Origin of the sequence: Limnobacter sp. MED105, assembly GCF_000170915.1 — a bacterium.
GTDB lineage: Bacteria > Pseudomonadota > Gammaproteobacteria > Burkholderiales > Burkholderiaceae_B > Limnobacter.
Map to the genome: position 1 here is coordinate 70234 of NZ_ABCT01000015.1, position 19221 is coordinate 89454.

Here is a 19221-nt window from a genome sequence, read left to right on the forward strand (position 1 = left end):
TATTGGGTGCTTAGTGAGTACTTAGTGGGTACTTAATGGGTGCTCATTGGATCGATTGTGCGGAAGAGAAAGGCGTGTACCCTGGCACCTTTCTGGACAACAGGTCGGCCGGGTTGGACCCCAAACGACCCAATCCATTGAGTTCAAGTTGAACAAACAGCGATGTGGTCTCCAGCTGTGGTGCAGTCGCAAATCTTTGTGCAATCACACGCACTGCCCAGCAACCCTCGCCATACTCAAGGCCTGCCACACCTTCAATCAAACGATTGTCCAGCATTGAATAGTTTAAACGACCCACGCCACTCCAGCGGTCAGAGATGGGCCATTGGCCTGAAATGTCGAACTGGTCAATTTGTGCGCGGGTGTAGCGATACCCCAAATTCAGTTGTTTGCCCAGCGACGGCGCATAGCTGACAGTGACATTGCCGCGTTCGTGCCGCCCGCTTTCTGCATTCAGTTGAGTTGTGGCGTCCAGGAATACTGACTGGCTGATACGGCCGCGCGCATTGGCAAAGAAGTCAGAATCGCTGGTGGTTGGCGCCTCGAAACCTTGCAAAATAACCCGGGGTGTACTCAAGTTCAGGCGTTGTCCGCCGGTTACGCTAAACAACTCCTCGCTGGTGGCCTCGTCGTAGAAACGGCTGGTCACGGCCAGTGTCAGCTGGTTCGCATCACCCACACGGTCAAGTCCGGAATATCTGTTTTCGGCGAAAATCCGGGTCAGGCTTTGGTCGGTAACCGAGGTGTCGAAAATAGGCTGATCGGATTGGTCTTTGAACGGCGTGTAAAGGTAGAAAATTCGCGGTTCAAGGGTTTGGTTTACATTGCGACCGAAAAAGCTTGTTTTGCGGTCGAAGTAAACCGTACTGTCGAGTGAAACAGTTGGGATCACGCTACCAGGCGCTGCAGGCGAGCCAGGTGTTTGACCTTGTAAATCGTAGTTGGTGGCCTGCACTGAAATAGCGGGCGTGAACGAGAATTCAGACCTCTGGATGGGCATGAAAACCCGGGCGCGTGTCACACCCCGTGAGCCTTCAACCCGTGCGGGTGCGGACGATGGGCGGGCAAAGTCGGTGTATTGCCCGCTCACTGACACAAACGCATTGGCTTCACCGATGCGGGTTGGGCTCAGCTCAAGCGTCGCTTCAGGCAAGCGGTCATAGGGCTCAGCGATTACGTCGTTAAACAACTGCAGTGTTTGGTGAGCCACGGTGCGCACATTGGCGCTCCAGTTTTTCTGGCGGTACGAGAAGAAACCTTCTTGCACCAGAATACGTTGAGAGGCCACAGCCTGCGTACGTGAGAAGTCGACAAAGTAGTTGTCATCCGACACCTGGTTGAAATTGACCCCTGCGTAGAAGGGGCCTTTCTCGTACTTGTGCAGCAAAGACAAAGCCGTGCGGTCGGTGCCGGTTTTCTCGTCGTCGGGCAGGTAATCGTATTTCAGCTCGCCTTCGTTGTTGGGCGTCAGGTACCGTGTTTGGGTTCCCAATTGGTAACCCCGGCCCGAAATGATTTTCGGGTACAGGGTCATGTCTTTGTCTGGGGCAATATTCAGGTAGTACGGAACTGTAATTTCAAGCCCGCTGTTGGACACGGTACCAAACGAGGGGGGCAGGAATCCGCTTTTGCGCCTGTCAGTGGTGGGAAATGAAAAGTAAGGAGCACCCAATATTGGCACATCTTGAAATACAACCTTCGCCCCACGGGCACGACCCACTTCGGCCGCTTGGTCAATTTCCAGCGAATCAGCGGTAATGTACCAATCACCTTGATCTGCAGCACCAGGATTTGGCACTTCACACACGGTGTAGTTCGGGTTTTCAAGCGTCAGGGTTGAAATGCCGTCGTACTGCATTTTGTCAGCCCGGCCTTTGCCGTTGATTTCCTTCAATTCGAAGGTAGGCTTGGTCATTTCACTTTCGCCGGTACCCAGTTTGACCGAGCCCTCCGGGGCCTTCAGCACCATGCCCTCTTGTTCAATCACCAGGTTGCCTTTGGCTGTGGCACGGTCGGTAATGGGCGAATAGTTGATTGAGTCGCTGAACAGTTTTAGTTTGTTGCGCCGAACTTCAACATTGCCTTCCAGGAAAGTTTCCTCGGCGCTGTTGCCGTACAGACGATCCGCAGAAATGTAAGTGGCCTCGTCCTCGGGTATCGGGTTGCGCACTCCGAGCAGTCCGCCATCAATTTTAAGGCGGGTGGGGGATTCGGCCTTGGGCGGTGTTGTGTTCGTGGTTTGGGCAAGCGCAGGTGCGCCAAGACAGAACAAAGCAAATGCGATGGCTGTGGGGCGGGTGGGCACTAAGTGCACTTGCAGTAATTTTTTGCTTTTCTTCAAGCTGGGTATGTACTCAAATAGGTGACGGATCGATCAAGCGCCATAGGATCCTACTATTATAGGCAACTAACTACAAATTAAAGAGATTGGACGGTTTGATGAGCGCCTTGCGTCAAGAAATGTTGAAAAAATGGCTGGCAGGCCTTCCTGAGTTCGAACTTGACCTGCAAACCTTGCAGGCTGCCTCCAGCGATGCCAGTTTTCGTCGGTATTTTCGCGTAAGCGAAGCCAATAACGCGCGAACGCTGATTGTGATGGACGCACCACCGGACAAAGAGGATGTTCGCCCATTCATGCATGTGGCAGGTTTGTTGCGAGACGGTGGTTCCCGGGCACCCCAGGTATTGGCGCAAAATCCGGAAGAAGGTTTTTTGCTGCTGGAGGATTTCGGCAACACCACCATGTTGCAGGGTTTGAATACCCAAGCCGACCAAAAAGATGCCTTTTATATGCAGTCACTGCACGACCTCGTGCACTTGCAAGCCAACACCAGCACTGAAGGTATACCCGTTTACGGTGCCGACAAATTGTTGCAGGAAATGAACCTGTTCGATGAATGGTATGTAGGCAAGCACTATGGTGCTGAACTGACCGATCAGGAACGTAACTGGCTGGACAGCATCAAAGGCATGCTGATTCAAAGTGCCTTGGCCGAGCCTCAGGTGTTTGTTCACCGCGATTTCCACAGCCGCAATCTGATGTTGACAAGCCAGGCCGGCGCAGCACCCGAGTTTGGAATTCTGGATTTTCAGGATGCGGTAAAGGGTCCATTGAGTTACGACCTGGTCAGTATTTTGCGTGATGCCTACATTGAATGGCCCGAGGCACAAACCCTGGACTGGACTGTGCGTTACTGGGAGGCGGCCCGCAAGGCTGGTTTGCCCATTTGCGAAGACCCCGGCGAGTTTTATCGCCAGTTCGATTTCATGGGTTTGCAGCGGCACTTGAAAATTCTTGGGATTTTTGCACGCCTGAATTACCGGGATGGCAAAGCCCAGTATTTGAACGATTTACCGATGGTGTTGCGTTATGTGCGCTTGGTCGCTGGCCGGTACATCGCATTCAAGCCCCTGCTGCTGTTGCTGGATCGACTTGAAAACAAGGCAGTGAAAGTGGGGTACACGTTTTAAATGAAGGCGATGATACTGGCGGCAGGGCGTGGCGAGCGCATGCGGCCTTTGACCGACCACTGCCCCAAGCCCCTCTTGCCTGCCGGGGGCAAACCTTTGTTGCAATGGCACATCGAGGCTTTGGCGGCGGTGGGTGTGACCAGCATTGTGATTAACCATGCACATTTGGGTCACCAAATTGAAAGCCACTTTGGTGATGGTTCGGCTTTTGGGGTGCAGCTTAATTACTCAGCCGAGGCTACGGCGCTGGAAACTGCAGGCGGTATTCGCAAGGCATTGCCCATTTTGGGAGAGGACCCATTTTTGGTCATTAACGGCGATGTGGCCTGCGACTGGCCGGTGGCAAAGGCGTTGAGCATTGCCGACGAATGGCAGCCCGGCCAATTGGCCCATCTGGTGATGGTGCCCAATCCCTTGCACAACCCGGCCGGTGATTTCGCATTGCAGGGCAGCACAGTCAAACAGCCTGAACCAGGCGATGCGGCATTCACCTTTTCGGGCATGGGTGTGTATCACCCAAGTTTGTTCGCCCCGGTCAAGGTGGGTGATGTTGCAAAACTCGCGCCGTTGTTGCGCCAAGCCATGGCAGCAGGCAAAGTACAAGGTGAGTTGTTCAAGGGATTCTGGATGGACATAGGAACACCAGAAAGGCTTGAAGCACTTGACCGACGATTGAATTCAGTAAGGAAGCATTAGCATGAGCAGGTACCCCACCCACAACCCCTTGATTTACGCCAAGCGCCGAGAGCAGCTGGCACGCCGTTTGAAGAAAATGGGCGGTGGTGTCGCACTGGTGCAGTCGGGCATGGAAGTAATGCGCAATCGCGATGCAGATTACGCCTTCCGTTCTGACAGTTATTTCTACTACCTCACCGGCTTTCCCGAGCCTGAGGCCTGTCTGGCTCTTGTGGTTCCGCCCAGTGGCGACTCCCGCGCGGTCTTGTTTTGCAGGGATAAAAACGAAGAGCGGGAAATTTGGGAAGGTTTTCGTTTTGGCCCCAAAGCCGCGCAATCGGCCTTTGGCATGCACGAAGCCCAAAGCATTGAAGACCTTGAAGAGCATTTGATCGACACACTGGCCAATCAGCCAGCCGTGTTTTTGCGTTTGGGGGAAGACGAAAGCCTGGAAGCCGCGGTTGCGGATGTGTTGAAAACCTTGCGGGGCAAGGCCCGCATGGGTATTTCAGCGCCACATGCAGTGCTTGATCTAAGCCACTCACTCGATGAAATGCGTTTGATCAAAGACAAAGCAGAAATCGAGATCATGCGCCGCGCCGCCGATATTTCGGCCCATGCACACATTGCCGCCATGCAGGTGTGTCAGCCGGGCAAATTTGAATTTGAGGTAGAAGCGGAGTTGCTGTATCAGTTCCGCAAAAACGGTTCTGAAGCACCTGCATACGGTTCAATCGTAGCTTCGGGTGCAAATGCCTGTGTGCTGCATTACCGGGCCAACGACGCCAAAATGCGCGACGGCGATTTGTTGCTGATTGACGCTGGTTGCGAGCTGGATTGCTATGCATCTGACATCACCCGAACGTTTCCAGTCAATGGCCAGTTCAGCAAGGCCCAGCAGGCCGTGTATGAAGTGGTTTTGAACGCGCAGTATGCCGCAATTGATGCCACCAAACCTGGCGCCCGATTCAATGATCCGCACGACGCCGCAGTCAAGGTACTTGCCCAAGGTTTGATCGATTTAAAGCTGTTGAAAATGGGTTTGAATGAAGCCCTTGAAAGTGGTGCTTACAAGCGCTTTTACATGCACCGCACCAGCCATTGGTTGGGCATGGATGTTCACGATTGCGGCAGTTACCGCGACCCCGCTGCCAAACCCGAAGACGGTGTTGCGCCCCACACCAGCCGCAAGCTGGAGGCGGGCATGGTGCTGACCATTGAACCCGGTTTGTACATTCGCCCTGGCAAAGGGGTACCCAAGCAGTTTGAAAATATCGGCATTCGCATTGAAGACGACGCTTTGGTGACCCAGAAAGGTTGCGATGTTTACACCGCAGATGCGCCCAAAACAGTGAGTGAAATTCACGCCACAATGAAAGCCCACAAAAAAACAAGCAGCAAGGCGGCCTGACCTTCCCATGACTTCTCACACCGATTTTGATGTGGCGATTGTTGGGGCCGGCCCTGTGGGTCTGGCTTTTGCCGGGTGGCTTGCCAACACCTGGGGTGACCGCGCCGATCGCATTGCTATTTTCGATGCCAAGCCTTTGGAGGCTTCCGCCCGCGACCCGCGAATCCTGGCTTTGTCCGATGCCACGCGCTTGCGCTTGGCCAGTTTGGGTTTCCCGGCCGATGCCACGCCGATCCACCACATCCACGTGTCTGAACAATTGCGTTTCGGCCAGGTGCGAATGAAAGCCGATGAACTGGGTTTGCGGGCTTTGGGGTGGACAGTTCGGTATGGGGACCTCGTGAACTGTTTGTCGACCTCACTTGAACGCAGGGGGGTAAAAATTTTTCGCCCTGCGAACGTAAAGTACGCGCACCGCAGCGCAGTTGATTCTCTTGAGGTGCTTGAGCTTGAAGATGGGTCCGAATACACAGTGAACCTTCGCGTGGATGCCGAGGGGGGCTTGTACGGCGAGGCCGGAGAGCGCGACCAGGTCGTGGATTACGACCAGTGGGCCTTGGTTAGCGAAGTGACTTTACAAGTGGAACCTGGGTTGCTGGAAGGCGGGAGTACCCTGGCCTTCGAGCGCTTCACCTCAGAAGGGCCTCTGGCTTTGTTACCCATTTCAATAGACCAACAGCAATACTCTTTGGTGTGGTGTGCCCCGCTGGCACAGGTTCAACGGCGCTTGGCATGCAGCGATGCCGAGTTTTCCGCCGAATTGCGACAGCAGTTTGGGCGCCGTGTATCCATCAAACACATCGGTCCCCGGAAAAGTTTTCCCTTGGGCATGAACTGGCGCGACAAGCTGGTGCAAGGGCGTCGCGTGGCCATTGGCAACGCCGCCCAGATTCTGCACCCAGTGGCCGGGCAGGGGCTGAATCTTGGGTTGCGGGATGCCGTGCAGCTTTGCCGAAGTGTTGACCCGGCGACTGTTGCGGATGAGCATCGCTTAAGCGCCGCCCTGAACGAATTTGAGAAGTCGAGAGTGGCTGATCGGCAGGTGGTGGTTAAAATGACAGACTGGATGGTGAAGGGTTTTTCCAATCACAATCCCTTGCTGGGTGCGGGCCGACAAATGGCCTTGAACGTGATGGAATTCACGCCGCCTCTTCGCAAGCAGTTTGCTGAATTAATGCTGTTCGGCTTGGCTGTTTAATCTGGAGCGTTTTTACCCATGTGGTCTGCCGAATTGTTGCGCGCCCGTTTTGCCATGGCCGATTTGCCTTGGCAGCCTGAGCCGCTCGAAGAACGTTTTTTCAAAGACCGCGACCCCGCTGATGCGGCCGTGCTGGTGCCCTTGGTTCAGCGGCAAGACGACCTTTACGTGTTGCTCACTTTGCGCACCGCTCACCTGAATGACCACGCCGGTCAAATCAGTTTTCCGGGTGGTCGCTGCGAACCTGAAGATGGCGGTCCGATCGAAACAGCCCTGCGGGAAACTGTTGAAGAAACGGGGCTGGCACGGGAATTCATCGAGGTACTGGGTACCATGCCGGTGTACCAGACAGCCACCAACTTCATGGTGACACCTGTGGTGGCGCTGGTGCAACCTGGGTTTACGCTGCTTCCCGATGCCTTTGAAGTGGAAGAAGTGTTCGAAGTGCCACTTTCATTTTTAATGAATGTTGAAAATCACCAGCAACGCAGCTTGCACACCCCCTTGGGCGAGCGTACTTTTTACGCCATGCCCTACAACTCACCCGAGAACGGAAAAAATTATTTCATCTGGGGGGCCACGGCGGCCATGCTTCGTAACCTTTACCATTTCTTGAGCGCGAAGGCGTAACACATTGTCCTATTTGGCCCTGCTCATTGCTGTGGTGTGCGAAACCTTCTTGCCCGATGGTTTGTTCACCCGTGCGCGTGACTGGGTAGATCGTTTTAACCAGGAACTTGAAATTAATCTGGAAGCACTTGGGGCACCGGGCTACACGCATTTGCAATGGTTGGTGCCAATGCTGATCTGGATATTGGGCGTGTATTTTCTATACCAGGTACTTTGGACCATTTCACCACTTGCAGCCGGTTTTCTCAGCGTGTTTTTGCTGTTGTATGGTTTGCGTTTTCGGCACTTTGCAGTGGTTTTTACCAATGCCCAGCTGTTTTTGAACCAAGGCGACTTTTTCCGCGCCCGCGAATTGTTGTTGACCTGGATGAAAGAATACGATGGTAGCGAACCCGTTGTTCACCGTCCTGGCGAATTGGTGTTCCATGCCATATATCACGGCACGGAGCGTGCCTTGCGTCAGTACTTCAGCCTGTTTTTCTGGTTTCTGGTATTGCCCGGCCCCATGGGCTTGGTGGTCTACATGATGGCGCACTGGAGTGTGATTCGTGAACGCGATGTGTGGCAGGCACAAGCCTTCGCGCACGAACGCCCCACCATGCAAGAGGCGTGGGAAAGCAACAAACTGAAAGCGGCAATCAGCCCTCGTTTTGTGTTGTTTGCCATGGAATGGTTGCCAGCCCGTTTGTTGGCCTTGACGGTGGGTTTGGTCGCCCAGCTGGATGATGCCGCCTTGGCGTGGCGAACCGCAAAAAACCACAGCCGCTTTTCTAACAGGGCACCGCTTACCGCGGTGTTTTTCACGGCAGTAGGTTTGGTGGGGGGGGCAGCATTCGATCCCGCATCCAAAGCCGCTTCGGAAGGGCAATTGTTGAGCGAAGAAAACCAGGTGCAAGCTTTGCAGCAGTTTCGTCAGCTCATTTTCAAGTGTGCCGTGGTGTGGTTAGTGGCAACGCTGGTGTTTGCCATTCTGGGCTGGTTGCCCAGCAGCATGCTTTGATGCTTCAGTAGCTTTGGCTGGCCTCTTCCAGTTCAGCTTTCAACATTTGGTATAACTCATACCGAGCAGGGCTTAATGTCCCATCTTCCAGTCCGTTTTTTACGGCACAATCGGGCTCACGTTTGTGCTGACAATTGGCAAAACGGCATTTGTTGCCTTCATCGCGAATATCCGTGAAAGCATTCAGCAAATCCGATTCGCTCAGGTGATGTAAACCAAATGCCTGGAATCCTGGTGAATCAATCAACTCCAAGCCTTGCGCTCCAAAATGCATTTGGGTGTGAGTTGTGGTGTGTTTGCCAGCATTCAAAGCCATTGAAATTTCATTGGTGGCTGCCAGTGCGCCGGGAATCAACAGGTTGATCAAGGTTGACTTTCCCATGCCCGATTGCCCGAGGATTAGTGTACGTTTCCCTTCCAGCAAGGGTTGCAACAGCGTTTCAGTTTCGGAAGGTCGTTCAGTCACACTGATATAGTGTGTGGGCACTTCACCCAAGGTGATTTCAAACAACTCCTGTTCAACGGCCTCCAGTGTTTCGGAATCGCCTTCCAGAATATCCACTTTGTTGAACAATATGGTGAGCGGTACTTCGGCGTGTTTGCAGGCGGTTAGTGTGCGGCCTAAAAGCTCTGGTGAGTATGGTGGGCTGATGGCCAGCATCAGCAGCACTCCATCCAGGTTCGCCGCAAACATTTTGCTTTTCAGTGCGTCCGATCGGTACACCAGGTTTTTGCGGGGCTGAATGTCTTCCACCCAGGCTTGCATGTCGCCGCTGGGCAAAATGATAATTTCATCGCCCACAGCCACTTCCCGGCGTTTGCCTTTGCCGTACACCTGCCAAATTGTTCCGCTGTCATCGCGTGCCAGAAAATGACGTCCATAGCTGGCCACCACCAAGGCATTCAGCAAATCGGGATTGCCCGCATTCTTGCCGTGGTTGCCGGTTTGTTTGCCCTTGTAAGTGGGTCGTACCTTGTTGAGAGATGAGTTAGCCAATGTGTTTCAGCGCATCATCAAGTTTGGCGGCACAGGCCCAGTCGTTGTCGGTAATGCCGCTTGCGCTGTGGGTGTTCCAGCGCACCTTGACCCGGTTGTAGCTAAAAGTGACTTCCGGGTGGTGGTCTTCATCATCGGCCAAATGGGTAATGGCATGCACAGCCAGCTTCACGCCTTCAAAGTTGGCAAAGGCATATTGCCGCCAAAGTGTCAAAGCACGTTCCCCCTTGGCGTCAAATTCAACCGACCAGTATTCAAATTCGTCCAGCTGTGCTTCTATCTCGTCAACGCTCCATGCGTGGCCCTCACCCAAGTGCTGGCAATGCACATGCAGCCAGTCTGCCAGTGGGCGAGCAGGATGGGGCGTACTGAGGGTGCTCATTGTGCGCCCTGCAAGCTGTTTAAACGGCTGATGCGAATGGATGCGGGCGGGTGGCTGTCGTAAAACGCGGAGTGCAGCGGATCGGGTGTCAAGGTTGAGGCGTTGTCTTGATACAGCTTGACCAAGGCGCTCACCAAATGTTGAGGGGCACTTTGCTGCGCAGCATAGGCATCGGCCTCGAATTCATGTTTGCGGCTGAGCCAAGACATCACCGGGCGAATCGGGAAAGTGAAATAGGGCAACACCATCATGAACAGCACCAGGGCCATGGCTTGCGCACCATTGGCCAGGTCTGGGTTTACGCCCAACTCACTGTAAAACCAAGGCGCATTGGCCAGAAGACCGAGCACATAAAACATGATCAGGCTACCAATCCCTGAAAAAGCCAGGTGCTTCACAATGTGTTTTTTCTTGAAATGTCCCAGTTCGTGTGCCAACACCGCTTCAATTTGATCGTCGTTCAAGCGCGAAAGCAGTGTGTCGAAAAATACAATTCGCTTGGCTTTGCCCATGCCGCTGAAATACGCATTGCCATGGCTTGATCGTTTGCTGCCATCCATTACAAACAGGCCGCTGGAATCGAAGCCACAGCGTTGCAGCAAATTCAGAATGCGCTGGCGTGTCGCCCCGTCTTCAAGCGGAGTGAACTTGTTGAAAATCGGTGCAATCACGGTGGGGAACAGCCACATCAACAACAGGCTAAAACCAAACCACAAAGCCCATGCATAAACCCACCATTGCTGGCCAGCTTCACGCATCAGGTAAAGCACTGCGAATACCAGCGGGCCGCCTATCAGTGCGCCAACCAGCAGGCCTTTCAGCCAGTCGCCCATAAAAAGACCCTTCTTCATGCGGTTAAAGCCAAAGCGTTCTTCAAGCACGAACTGTTTGTAGTAGGCCAAGGGCAAATCAAGCACGCTGCCTATAAAACCAACCACAGCAATCAGCAACAAGCCAGCCAAAATCCCTTCGGCAGTGGTGCTTGTGAAACTTTGAATCCACTCCAGGCCGCCCAGCAAGGTGAAACCCATCAGGATGCTGGCTTCAAGCAGCACATTGATCATACCCAAACGGGTTTTGGCGATTGAATAATCTGCCGCCTTCTGATGGTCTTGCAGGCTGATTTGCTCCCTGAACTCTGCAGGCACTTGTGCTCGGTTGACAGCAATATGCCGAACCTGGCGACTGGCCAGATAAAGGCGAAGTGCCACACTTAAAACCACAGCCAGAACAAAGACTTCAGTAAAAACCATTTCTTGCTACCACCCTAGATTAATTTGCGCTTCAATGCCTGTGAGACAATACAGGTCTTCTAAGATTCAACCTCAAAGCTCATTCAAATTATGTCACAAGCCGCGCCAAGTTCCACCCCTGTTGAAACCAAGATTCCCCGTGACGACAATCGTCTGGTGTGGGTCGACATGGAAATGACGGGTCTTGACCCTTTCAACGATAAAGTCATAGAAGTGGCCGTAGTGGTGACCGACAGCGAGCTGAATGTGTTGGAAGAGGGGCCAGTGCTGGCTATTCACCAAAGTGATGATATTTTGGCGGGAATGGACGCCTGGAACACCAGTACTCACGGCAAGAGCGGGCTGACCGCGCGCGTGAAAGAATCCGTAATTGACGAAGCTCAGGCGGAAGAATTGCTAATTGAATTTTTGACCAAATACATTGGCCCTGGCAAAAGCCCCATGTGTGGCAACAGCATTTGCCAGGACCGCCGTTTCATGGCCAAGTACATGCCCAAGCTTGAGGCTTATTTTCACTACCGCAATCTGGATGTGAGTACGCTGAAGGAATTGTGCAAACGCTGGAACCCCACCACTGCCAGAAAGTTTGTGAAGAAAACCAAGCACACCGCTTTGGCCGATATTCACGAGTCAATCGACGAGCTTCGCTTTTATCGCGAGCATTTTATTGTTGCGCCAGAGGTGAAGGCGAGCCAGGAGAGCCCACAGTCCCCGGCAGCGCCTGCGGCATAGTTGGCAAAGTAAGCTCCAAAGCATTGCGCTGGCGCATCACATGGGCCAGCAGCAATGCCAGGCAAATTCCAGCCAACAACAGTCCCCCTGTACTGGCTATCCAGAAGCCTTGCGACTTCAGCGGGTTTTCTTGCCACACCCCAAGCCACATGCCCCCGCCAATACCAACAAACCACAGGCAGACCAGATAAATCAGCATCGGGCGGGCCGACACGCGGTAAGCCCGAAGCGAAAACGAACACAAAGTTTGTACGGCATCAATAAAATGATAGGCGATCACCCACGGCATCAAGCCCAAGGCAACTTCAATGGTTTTTGTGTCTTGGGTGTAGAACGAGATCAATTCCCGGTCGAATAGATACAAGCCCAGGCACACGCAGGCAGCAACCAGCATTGCGGTTTCAATACCTCGCCTCACGATGACGCTTGCGTATCGGCTAAAACCTGCACCAATTTGCTGCGAGGCCAGTACTGTGGTGGCATTGCCCAATGACAAACACACCATGTACGCCATGGCCGCCATATTGGACACAATTTGGTGTCCGCCCAATTGATAAACATCGAAACGCGACACCAGCAACGCAATCACTGTGAATGAGCTGACCTCAATCAAATACGAACCACCGATGGGCAAACCAAGCCGAAGAATTTGACCAAGGCGATGCCAGTCAGGTTTCAAGCTGCGAATGGATTTGAATTCGCTGTAATGTTTGTCGAATAACCAAATGAGGGCCGAAATACTGAGCACCAGCCACATGGTTGCTGCTGTGGCCCAACCAAAACCAGCCGCTCCCAAGGCAGGCAACCCCCACCCGCCGTTCATGAACCAAATGTTCAAGGGAATTTTCAGCAGCAGCATCAGCACTTGCAGGGCCACCACAATTTGTGGGCGTGAAATGGACTGGTTCAGCGCATAAAACACACGAAACACCAAGGCCGCTGGCAAACCCCAGGCAATGCCAAGCAGGTAGCCACGGGTGTCGCTGGCAATGTGAGCAGGGGTATTGGTCAGTTGAAAAATAGGGTCCGGGTTCAGCAGAACGGCCATGCCAATGCAGCTCATGGTCAGTGCCAACCAAACGCCTTGTACCGCATCCTCTCCAACTTTGCGGTGGTCGCCTGCGCCAAAGTGGGCAGAGCAAATGGGAGTCAGGCCAATAATCACCCCCATCAAGCCCACGTACAGGCTGATGTAGATTGAGGATCCCACAGCCATTGCAGCAAGCACATCGGGGCCGGCCTGCCCGGCCATGAGTGTATCGACGAGCCCGTTGCCCATGACCGCCAGTTGCCCCAGCAGGATTGGCAAAGCCTGATTCAGCAGTGCCCTTCGTGGCCGGTTCTGGGCGAATAAAACAATACTACTGGCCATGCCACACCTTTAACGGCCGCTGTTTTCTGTCTGCGGTTCTACCTGTGGGGTTCGTGCGTACAGGAAGAAGAATTCATGCCGGTCCGAGTTTCGGTTGCCGGTCCAGATCAGTTCCCACCGCTCGGATGCCCTAGATTCAAAATCAACCTTGATTTTCAGGCTTTGACGGGTATCGTCTTGCAGCAACAGATACTCACATTCGGTGACCTCTTTGAATTGGCCCCTGCGAATGAAGTCAACTTCAGCATGGTATTGGAGGGTCGCTCGTTGTGCATAGCCAAGGTTGTAGTCGGCAACACACTTTCTGTTTGCAATGGTCTGGTGGTTCAGCACCGATTGGGTGATCGCATCGCCCAGGGCCTTGAAGCTTTTTGCATAATCAATTCTCGGAATCCACAGCGTCATCATCAACAGCCACAGCAAAATAACACCACCGGTGGTCAGCACCATAGGGCGCCAAAGCGCACGGCTTCCTGAGGCTGTGCGCCATACAATCAAGCGGATCCAGGCGATGCTGGCCAGAAATGCCAGTGCCAGCTCAAGACCAATGACATCGGGCACGTAGCCGGGGGACAATTTCTCGAAGTTGGCTGCTATTTTTGCAGGAAAGCCAAAGGTGGCTGCTGTCCAGCCCAGCCAAACCAGCACGGCAGCGAAGGTAAACCAAAGCACTGCAAACCAGTCAATCAGGCTGATCAGGCCACGTTTCATGGTGGACAGTCCAATGGCGGCAAGCACTGAAAGTGGTGCCAGCAATGGGAAATAGTTGGCCTCATCTGCAGGGTTTGTAATTAGCAGCACTAGCACACCGGCGGCAGCCCCTGCCAAAGGAATGCGGATAGAGGGTTCGGTCAGCGCTTTGCGATACCGCCAAATGGTCCAGCAAGCCATGGGTAAAATCGGCCACAAAAACCAGGTCAGGGTTTTCAGGGTGATCACCAGTTTGGCCAAGTCAAAAGACTGGGTGGGGTCAAGTATCAGGAAGCGACGTACATTCCATTCATTCCATGCGTTCCACCACAATTCCCCGTTCTTTTGGCTCATTAGCCAGAAGAACCAGATGGCAAAAGGTACGGCGAACACTGCTGCGGCGCGGGTCATGCGGCGAAGCAGGCCAAATCGTAGCGAACTGTGCGTCATCGAGCTGACGAGCAGCAAGAGCAAAAACGGCAACCAATGTGCCCAGCCTCGTGCAAAAAAAGCGATGGCGATCCCAACGCCCAGCATCCAGCCGGCGCCGATTGGTCTGTCGAGCGAGCGTACTGCTCCCAGCAGCATGATTGAAATACCTGCAAGTTCGGCTATTTCGGGCACCTGCATGTGCGAGCGAACCAGGAGGCCCAATGTGCCCAAAAAGCAGAGCACCGAGGCATCTGCCACAGCACGGGCGTAGTCGACCCGGGTGGGCGCTGTGCCAAGGGGGTCTTCGGGTTGGAGTTCCACCCGTTTGGCCAGTCGGTAGGTGGTGTTCCAAATGGCCCAGCCAGCCAAAATCATCCAGAACACATTGCCAAGGCGCATGGCGTCATCAAGCCAGTTGTAGGGCAGGTTGACGGCAAGAGCCAGTTTCCCGAACAGGCCTGCCAGCCAGGCTGACAGTAAGCCACCTTCAACATACAGGCGGTCGCCAATCAACGACATGGCCCATTCTGAAAAAGGCAATTGCGACAGGGTAAAGCTTTGTCCAAAGCCAGCTGCGTCGTCGGGTTTCCAGGGTGTTCGTGCAAAAAGCCCCGGCAAAATGTAGAGCAATATCAAGCCCCACAGAAGCCTGCGCGACAAACGTGTGTTGTTGGCTGCGGTGATGACCATGTTCTTATTGTGTCCGGAAAAACAAAAGGCAGCCAGTTTGCCTGAGCTGCCTTTTTATGATCACTTGCGCGAAAAATTACTTCTTGAAGCGGTCGAAACGACGACGGAACTTCTCAACGCGACCAGCGGTGTCCACGATTGTGTTCTGCGCGCCCGTGTAGAAGGGGTGAGATTCGGAGCTCACGTCCAGCTTGATCATTGGGTATTCTTTGCCTTCAAATTCGCCATTTTCCCGGCTAGGCGCGGTAGAGCGGCAAATGAATTTGAAGCCGTTGGACATGTCCACGAACAAAACTTCGCGGTAATTGGGGTGAATGCCGTCTTTCATGAGTTTCTCCGTTGCAGCCAACCTGGCGGTTAATTGGTCTCATAGGTCTCATTGATCTGAGTGCCAATCGACAAAGCCAAATCACTTGCTGGTTAATTAGGTAACCGCAAATTATAGGGTTGTGGATGGGTAAGGTCAAGTGCATATTTGACTCACGATTGAATAAATCGGGCTAACCACCTGTTGGAGTTCGTCGCCAATTCAGGGGGCGATTGTGCTTGCCGATGGGGCCATGCTGGTGGCTGTCAAAACCACATCAACAAAAAAATCATGAAACATCAATTTACCCTCACCCAAAAAGCCTTGGGCATTTGTGCAGTTATTGCCTTGATTGTTGCCGCATCCTTGGCTTGGGTGACAGTTCAAATGAACCGAATGATCGAACTGGAAACCGTAGGCACCGCAAAAATTGTTCACGAGAACGAAGTGAGTCGCTTGATTGCTCAGGCCAATCACCACACCACAAAAATGGCCTCTTCGTTTAAAAATGTGCTGTTGCGGGGCGAGGGTGACGGCGCCGCAGAAAAGTACAAAAAGGAATTCTCCAAGTATGTTCAACAGTTCGAGAGAACCACGGGGGATCTATTGAAAAATCAGGCGGTTGTCTCGGATTCAGAACGTGTCAAAGCGATTCAGGCCTGGCAAAATGATTTCAAAGCGGCATCCACTGCCTATGCCGCGGCGTTGGGCCAATACGATCCGCTGTTGCCGTTTCAATATCGAGACCTCGACAAATTGGTGAATGGAATAGACCGCCCGGTGGTCAAGGCAGGTTTGTCGATAGAGGAATTGGGCTTACAAACCCAAACCGCGGCCATCAATCAATTGACTGAGGAAATTCACGCTGAAACGGGGCGCCTGCTTTGGACCTTGTATGCAAGCATGGCGCTGACTCTCAGCTTCCTGTGCGCAAGCCTTATGGTGTATGCGCGTTCAGTTCGGCAAAGTTTGGGTGCCGAGCCCGGCTTTTTGGCAACCCAAGCCAGCAAAATTGCGTCAGGCGATTTGCAGTGCAGTGAAATGTCGAGTCTTCAGTCCAAGCCGGGAAGTGTGAGCGCTGTGTTCGAGACCATGCGATTGGCCTTGCTTGATTTGGTGCGCGATATTCGGGAAAGAACCAGTGACGCGGAGCGAAGCCTGGATAGTATTCGTCAACAATTGGGTGTGGTTGATGAGTCCGCTGTCTCTCAATCCAATTCCAGTGCGGAAATGGCTGCTGGTATTGAGGAAATGTCCGCAAATATTTCCCAGTTGTTCGATGTCGCCGAGCAAACCAAGTTGGCGGCGGAGGATTCAAGCGCTGAATCAGAGTCTGGTTTGAGTTTGGTGGAGAGCACTTCTGAGGATGTTGAGAAAACTGCACAGGGTGCCACGCAGCTAAGCCAAACTGTTCATGAACTGGGGAGCCAGTCAGACCAAATCAGTCAAATCATTTCAGTCATCGAGGAAATCGCAGGCCAAACCAACTTGCTGGCTTTGAATGCCGCCATTGAAGCTGCGCGTGCAGGTGAGCAGGGGCGGGGGTTTGCAGTGGTGGCTGACGAGGTCAGGCGTTTGGCAGAGCGAACTACCCAATCCACCTCCGAGATTGAGCAAATGGTAGGCGCCATTCAGAAAGGCACTCAAAACGTGGTGGTCGAGATGACCGGCTGGGCTGGCAAGGTGAGTTCAAGTCTGGGCAGAATGAATCAAACCAGAGATTTGATGGGCACGATCAGGAATCGGGCGGGCGATGTGAAAGTGATGGCTTCCGAGGTCACCAGTTCTTTGTCAGAGCAACGTTCGGCTGCAACTTTGTTGTCGACCCAGATTGAGAAGTATGCGGCGATGTCGGAAGAGAACGCGAATTGCGTGGGTGAAATTCGAAAGTCTTTGGTGGATTTGACTGATGCGTTTTCTCAACTGAATTCACAGTGCGGGAAATTCAGGATAGCCTAAAAAAAACCGCTGGCGTGGTTTGTACCAGGCCAGCGGTTTGATCACAAGCAGTGAAGCTTGGGAGCCAAGGCAATTACATGCCCATGCCGCCCATACCACCCATTCCGCCCATACCACCCATGTCAGGTGCTGAAGGCTTGTCATCGGCCGCGTCAGCAACCATGCAATCGGTGGTCAGCATCAATGAAGCAATAGACGCTGCATTTTGCAAGGCTGTGCGGGTTACCTTGGTTGGATCCAAAACACCCATGTCAACCATGTCGCCGTACTCGCCTGTGGCCGCGTTGTAGCCGTAGTTGCCTTCGCCGCCCATCACGTTGTTGGCCACAACAGATGATTCCTCACCCGCGTTGGTCACGATCATGCGCAGTGGCTCTTCCATGGCGCGCAGTACAATCTTGATACCTGCGTCCTGGTCGGGGTTCAAGCCCTTCAAGCCTTCAATCTTGGCGCGTGCACGCAGCAGGGCTACGCCGCCGCCAGGCACAATGCCTTCTTCCACAGCAGCGCGTGTTGCGTGCAGGGCGTCTTCTACGCGGGCTTTCTTTTCTTTCATTTCAACTTCGGTTGCAGCACCAACCTTGATTACTGCAACGCCGCCAGCCAACTTGGCCACGCGTTCTTGCAGCTTTTCACGGTCGTAGTCGGAAGAAGATTCTTCGATCTGGCCGCGAATCTGCTTCACGCGTGCTTCGATGTTTGCACCGTCGCCAGCACCGTCGATGATGGTGGTGTTCTCTTTGCCCACTTCAATGCGCTTGGCCTGACCCAGGTGTTCCAGGGTTACAGTTTCCAGGCTCATGCCGGTTTCTTCAGCGATTACAACGCCGCCAGTCAAAATGGCGATGTCTTCCAGCATGGCTTTGCGGCGATCGCCGAAGCCTGGCGCCTTCACTGCACAAGTTTTCAAGATACCGCGAATGTTGTTCACTACCAAAGTCGCCAAGGCTTCGCCTTCGATGTCTTCAGCAATGATCAACAATGGGCGACCCGCTTTGGCCACTTGTTCCAGTGTGGGCAGCAAATCACGGATGTTGCTGATTTTCTTGTCGTGCAACAGCACGAAGGGGTTGTCCAGTGCAACAACCTGCTTTTCCTGGTTGTTGATGAAGTAGGGGCTCAGGTAACCACGGTCAAACTGCATGCCTTCAACAACATCCAGTTCGTTGTCCAGGCTCTTGCCGTCTTCAACAGTAATTACGCCTTCCTTGCCTACTTTTTCCATGGCTTCAGCAATGATGTTGCCAATGGATTCGTCGCTGTTGGCGGAAATGGAGCCAACCTGTGCAATCGCCTTGGTGGTGGCGCATGGCTTGCTCAATGCACGCAATTCAACGATTGCAGCGCTTACGGCCTTGTCGATACCGCGCTTCAGGTCCATGGGGTTCATGCCTGCGGTCACGAACTTCATGCCTTCTTTCACAATCGCTTGTGCCAGAACCGTGGCGGTGGTTGTACCGTCACCCGCGTTGTCAGAAGTGCGAGAAGCAACTTCTTTCACCATTTGTGCGCCCATGTTTTCGAACTTGTCTTTCAGTTCGATTTCTTTGGCCACGGAAACACCGTCTTTGGTGATGGTGGGGGAGCCGAATGAACGCTCGAGCACCACATTGCGGCCACGTGGGCCCAAGGTCACTTTCACTGCATTGGCCAGAATATTTACGCCACGCACCATGCGGCTGCGTGCGTCGTCGCCGAAAAATACTTCTTTAGCTGCCATGATTAATCTTCCTCTTGAATTCTTTGTAATTAAGCTTCAATAACGCCCATGATGTCTTCTTCGCGCATTACCAGCACTTCCTTGCCATCCACCTTGATGGCCTGGCCGGCATACTTGCCGAACAATACACGCTGGCCTACCTTTACATCCATGGCGATCAGCTTGCCGCTGTCATCGCGCTTGCCTGGGCCAACTGCAATCACTTCACCTTGATCAGGCTTCTCGGCGGCGGCTTCTGGAATCACGATGCCAGAGGCTGTTGTGCGCTCGCTGTCGAGACGCTTCACGATCACGCGATCATG

17 protein-coding genes are annotated in these 19221 nt (G+C 53.4%); 8 read left to right on the forward strand and 9 right to left on the reverse strand.

Going from position 1 to position 19221, the window contains the following annotated elements; translation table 11 throughout:
• Window positions 1-43 precede the first annotated feature (43 nt).
• Complete coding sequence (locus LMED105_RS12985) at window positions 44-2341, reverse strand: LPS-assembly protein LptD (RefSeq protein ID WP_008252077.1); 2298 nt, start codon at window positions 2339-2341, stop codon at window positions 44-46.
• Between the two features lie 98 nt (window positions 2342-2439).
• On the opposite strand from LMED105_RS12985, the gene LMED105_RS12990 reads away from it, so the two are divergent.
• The 6 genes from LMED105_RS12990 to LMED105_RS13015 are packed head-to-tail and all read left to right on the forward strand — an operon-like array spanning window position 2440 to window position 8385.
• The gene (locus tag LMED105_RS12990; RefSeq protein WP_008252078.1) at window positions 2440-3471 is read left to right on the forward strand and encodes an aminoglycoside phosphotransferase family protein; all 1032 of its coding nucleotides are present in this window, start codon (window positions 2440-2442) and stop codon (window positions 3469-3471) included.
• The gene (gene murU / locus LMED105_RS12995) at window positions 3472-4167 is read left to right on the forward strand and encodes an N-acetylmuramate alpha-1-phosphate uridylyltransferase MurU (protein ID WP_008252079.1); all 696 of its coding nucleotides are present in this window, start codon (window positions 3472-3474) and stop codon (window positions 4165-4167) included.
• 1 nt (window position 4168) lies between these two features.
• The gene (locus tag LMED105_RS13000) at window positions 4169-5557 is read left to right on the forward strand and encodes an aminopeptidase P N-terminal domain-containing protein (RefSeq protein ID WP_008252080.1); all 1389 of its coding nucleotides are present in this window, start codon (window positions 4169-4171) and stop codon (window positions 5555-5557) included.
• A 7-nt stretch (window positions 5558-5564) separates the two neighbouring features.
• Window positions 5565-6755, forward strand: a complete 1191-nt coding sequence (locus LMED105_RS13005; RefSeq protein WP_008252081.1) for an FAD-dependent monooxygenase — start codon at window positions 5565-5567, stop codon at window positions 6753-6755.
• 18 nt (window positions 6756-6773) lie between these two features.
• Window positions 6774-7385, forward strand: a complete 612-nt coding sequence (locus tag LMED105_RS13010) for a CoA pyrophosphatase (RefSeq protein WP_008252082.1) — start codon at window positions 6774-6776, stop codon at window positions 7383-7385.
• A 4-nt stretch (window positions 7386-7389) separates the two neighbouring features.
• On the forward strand, window positions 7390-8385 hold the full coding sequence (locus LMED105_RS13015) for an adenosylcobinamide-phosphate synthase (RefSeq protein ID WP_008252083.1): 996 nt from the start codon (window positions 7390-7392) through the stop codon (window positions 8383-8385).
• 4 nt (window positions 8386-8389) lie between these two features.
• Here the strand turns inward: LMED105_RS13015 and rsgA are convergent, their stop codons facing one another.
• Genes rsgA through LMED105_RS13030 form a run of 3 tightly spaced genes read right to left on the reverse strand, consistent with a single transcriptional unit; the run spans window position 8390 to window position 11017 of the window.
• Complete coding sequence (gene rsgA / locus LMED105_RS13020) at window positions 8390-9382, reverse strand: ribosome small subunit-dependent GTPase A (RefSeq protein ID WP_008252084.1); 993 nt, start codon at window positions 9380-9382, stop codon at window positions 8390-8392.
• Complete coding sequence (locus tag LMED105_RS16485) at window positions 9375-9764, reverse strand: 4a-hydroxytetrahydrobiopterin dehydratase (protein ID WP_008252085.1); 390 nt, start codon at window positions 9762-9764, stop codon at window positions 9375-9377. Before LMED105_RS16485 ends, rsgA begins: the two co-directional genes overlap by 8 nt.
• Complete coding sequence (locus tag LMED105_RS13030; RefSeq protein ID WP_008252086.1) at window positions 9761-11017, reverse strand: M48 family metallopeptidase; 1257 nt, start codon at window positions 11015-11017, stop codon at window positions 9761-9763. Before LMED105_RS13030 ends, LMED105_RS16485 begins: the two co-directional genes overlap by 4 nt.
• Before the next feature lie 90 nt (window positions 11018-11107).
• Between LMED105_RS13030 and orn the strand changes: the two genes are divergently transcribed.
• Window positions 11108-11749: an oligoribonuclease gene (orn, locus tag LMED105_RS13035; protein WP_040513449.1), complete on the forward strand. Its 642-nt coding sequence runs from the start codon at window positions 11108-11110 to the stop codon at window positions 11747-11749.
• Here the strand turns inward: orn and LMED105_RS13040 are convergent.
• The 3 genes from LMED105_RS13040 to LMED105_RS13050 all read right to left on the reverse strand — a co-directional run bounded on the left by LMED105_RS13040 (window position 11682) and on the right by LMED105_RS13050 (window position 15261).
• On the reverse strand, window positions 11682-13121 hold the full coding sequence (locus tag LMED105_RS13040) for an MATE family efflux transporter (protein ID WP_008252090.1): 1440 nt from the start codon (window positions 13119-13121) through the stop codon (window positions 11682-11684). The two genes, orn and LMED105_RS13040, sit on opposite strands and share 68 nt — an antisense overlap.
• A 9-nt stretch (window positions 13122-13130) precedes the next feature.
• Window positions 13131-14933 carry a hypothetical protein gene (locus LMED105_RS13045; protein WP_008252092.1) on the reverse strand — a complete coding sequence of 601 codons (1803 nt, stop codon included), beginning with the start codon at window positions 14931-14933 and terminating at the stop codon, window positions 13131-13133.
• 76 nt (window positions 14934-15009) lie between these two features.
• Complete coding sequence (locus LMED105_RS13050; protein WP_008252094.1) at window positions 15010-15261, reverse strand: type B 50S ribosomal protein L31; 252 nt, start codon at window positions 15259-15261, stop codon at window positions 15010-15012.
• Between the two features lie 270 nt (window positions 15262-15531).
• Here LMED105_RS13050 and LMED105_RS16930 point away from each other — a divergent pair, with 270 nt between their 5' ends.
• The gene (locus LMED105_RS16930; RefSeq protein WP_198006858.1) at window positions 15532-17199 is read left to right on the forward strand and encodes a methyl-accepting chemotaxis protein; all 1668 of its coding nucleotides are present in this window, start codon (window positions 15532-15534) and stop codon (window positions 17197-17199) included.
• Window positions 17200-17272: 73 nt separating this feature from the next.
• On the opposite strand, the gene groL is transcribed toward LMED105_RS16930, so the two are convergent.
• Together groL and LMED105_RS13065 are read right to left on the reverse strand one after the other, a co-directional pair.
• The gene (gene groL, locus LMED105_RS13060; RefSeq protein ID WP_008252098.1) at window positions 17273-18919 is read right to left on the reverse strand and encodes a chaperonin GroEL; all 1647 of its coding nucleotides are present in this window, start codon (window positions 18917-18919) and stop codon (window positions 17273-17275) included.
• A 29-nt stretch (window positions 18920-18948) separates the two neighbouring features.
• The coding region (locus LMED105_RS13065) for a co-chaperone GroES (protein WP_008252100.1) at window positions 18949-19221 on the reverse strand (273 nt) is incomplete at its 5' end.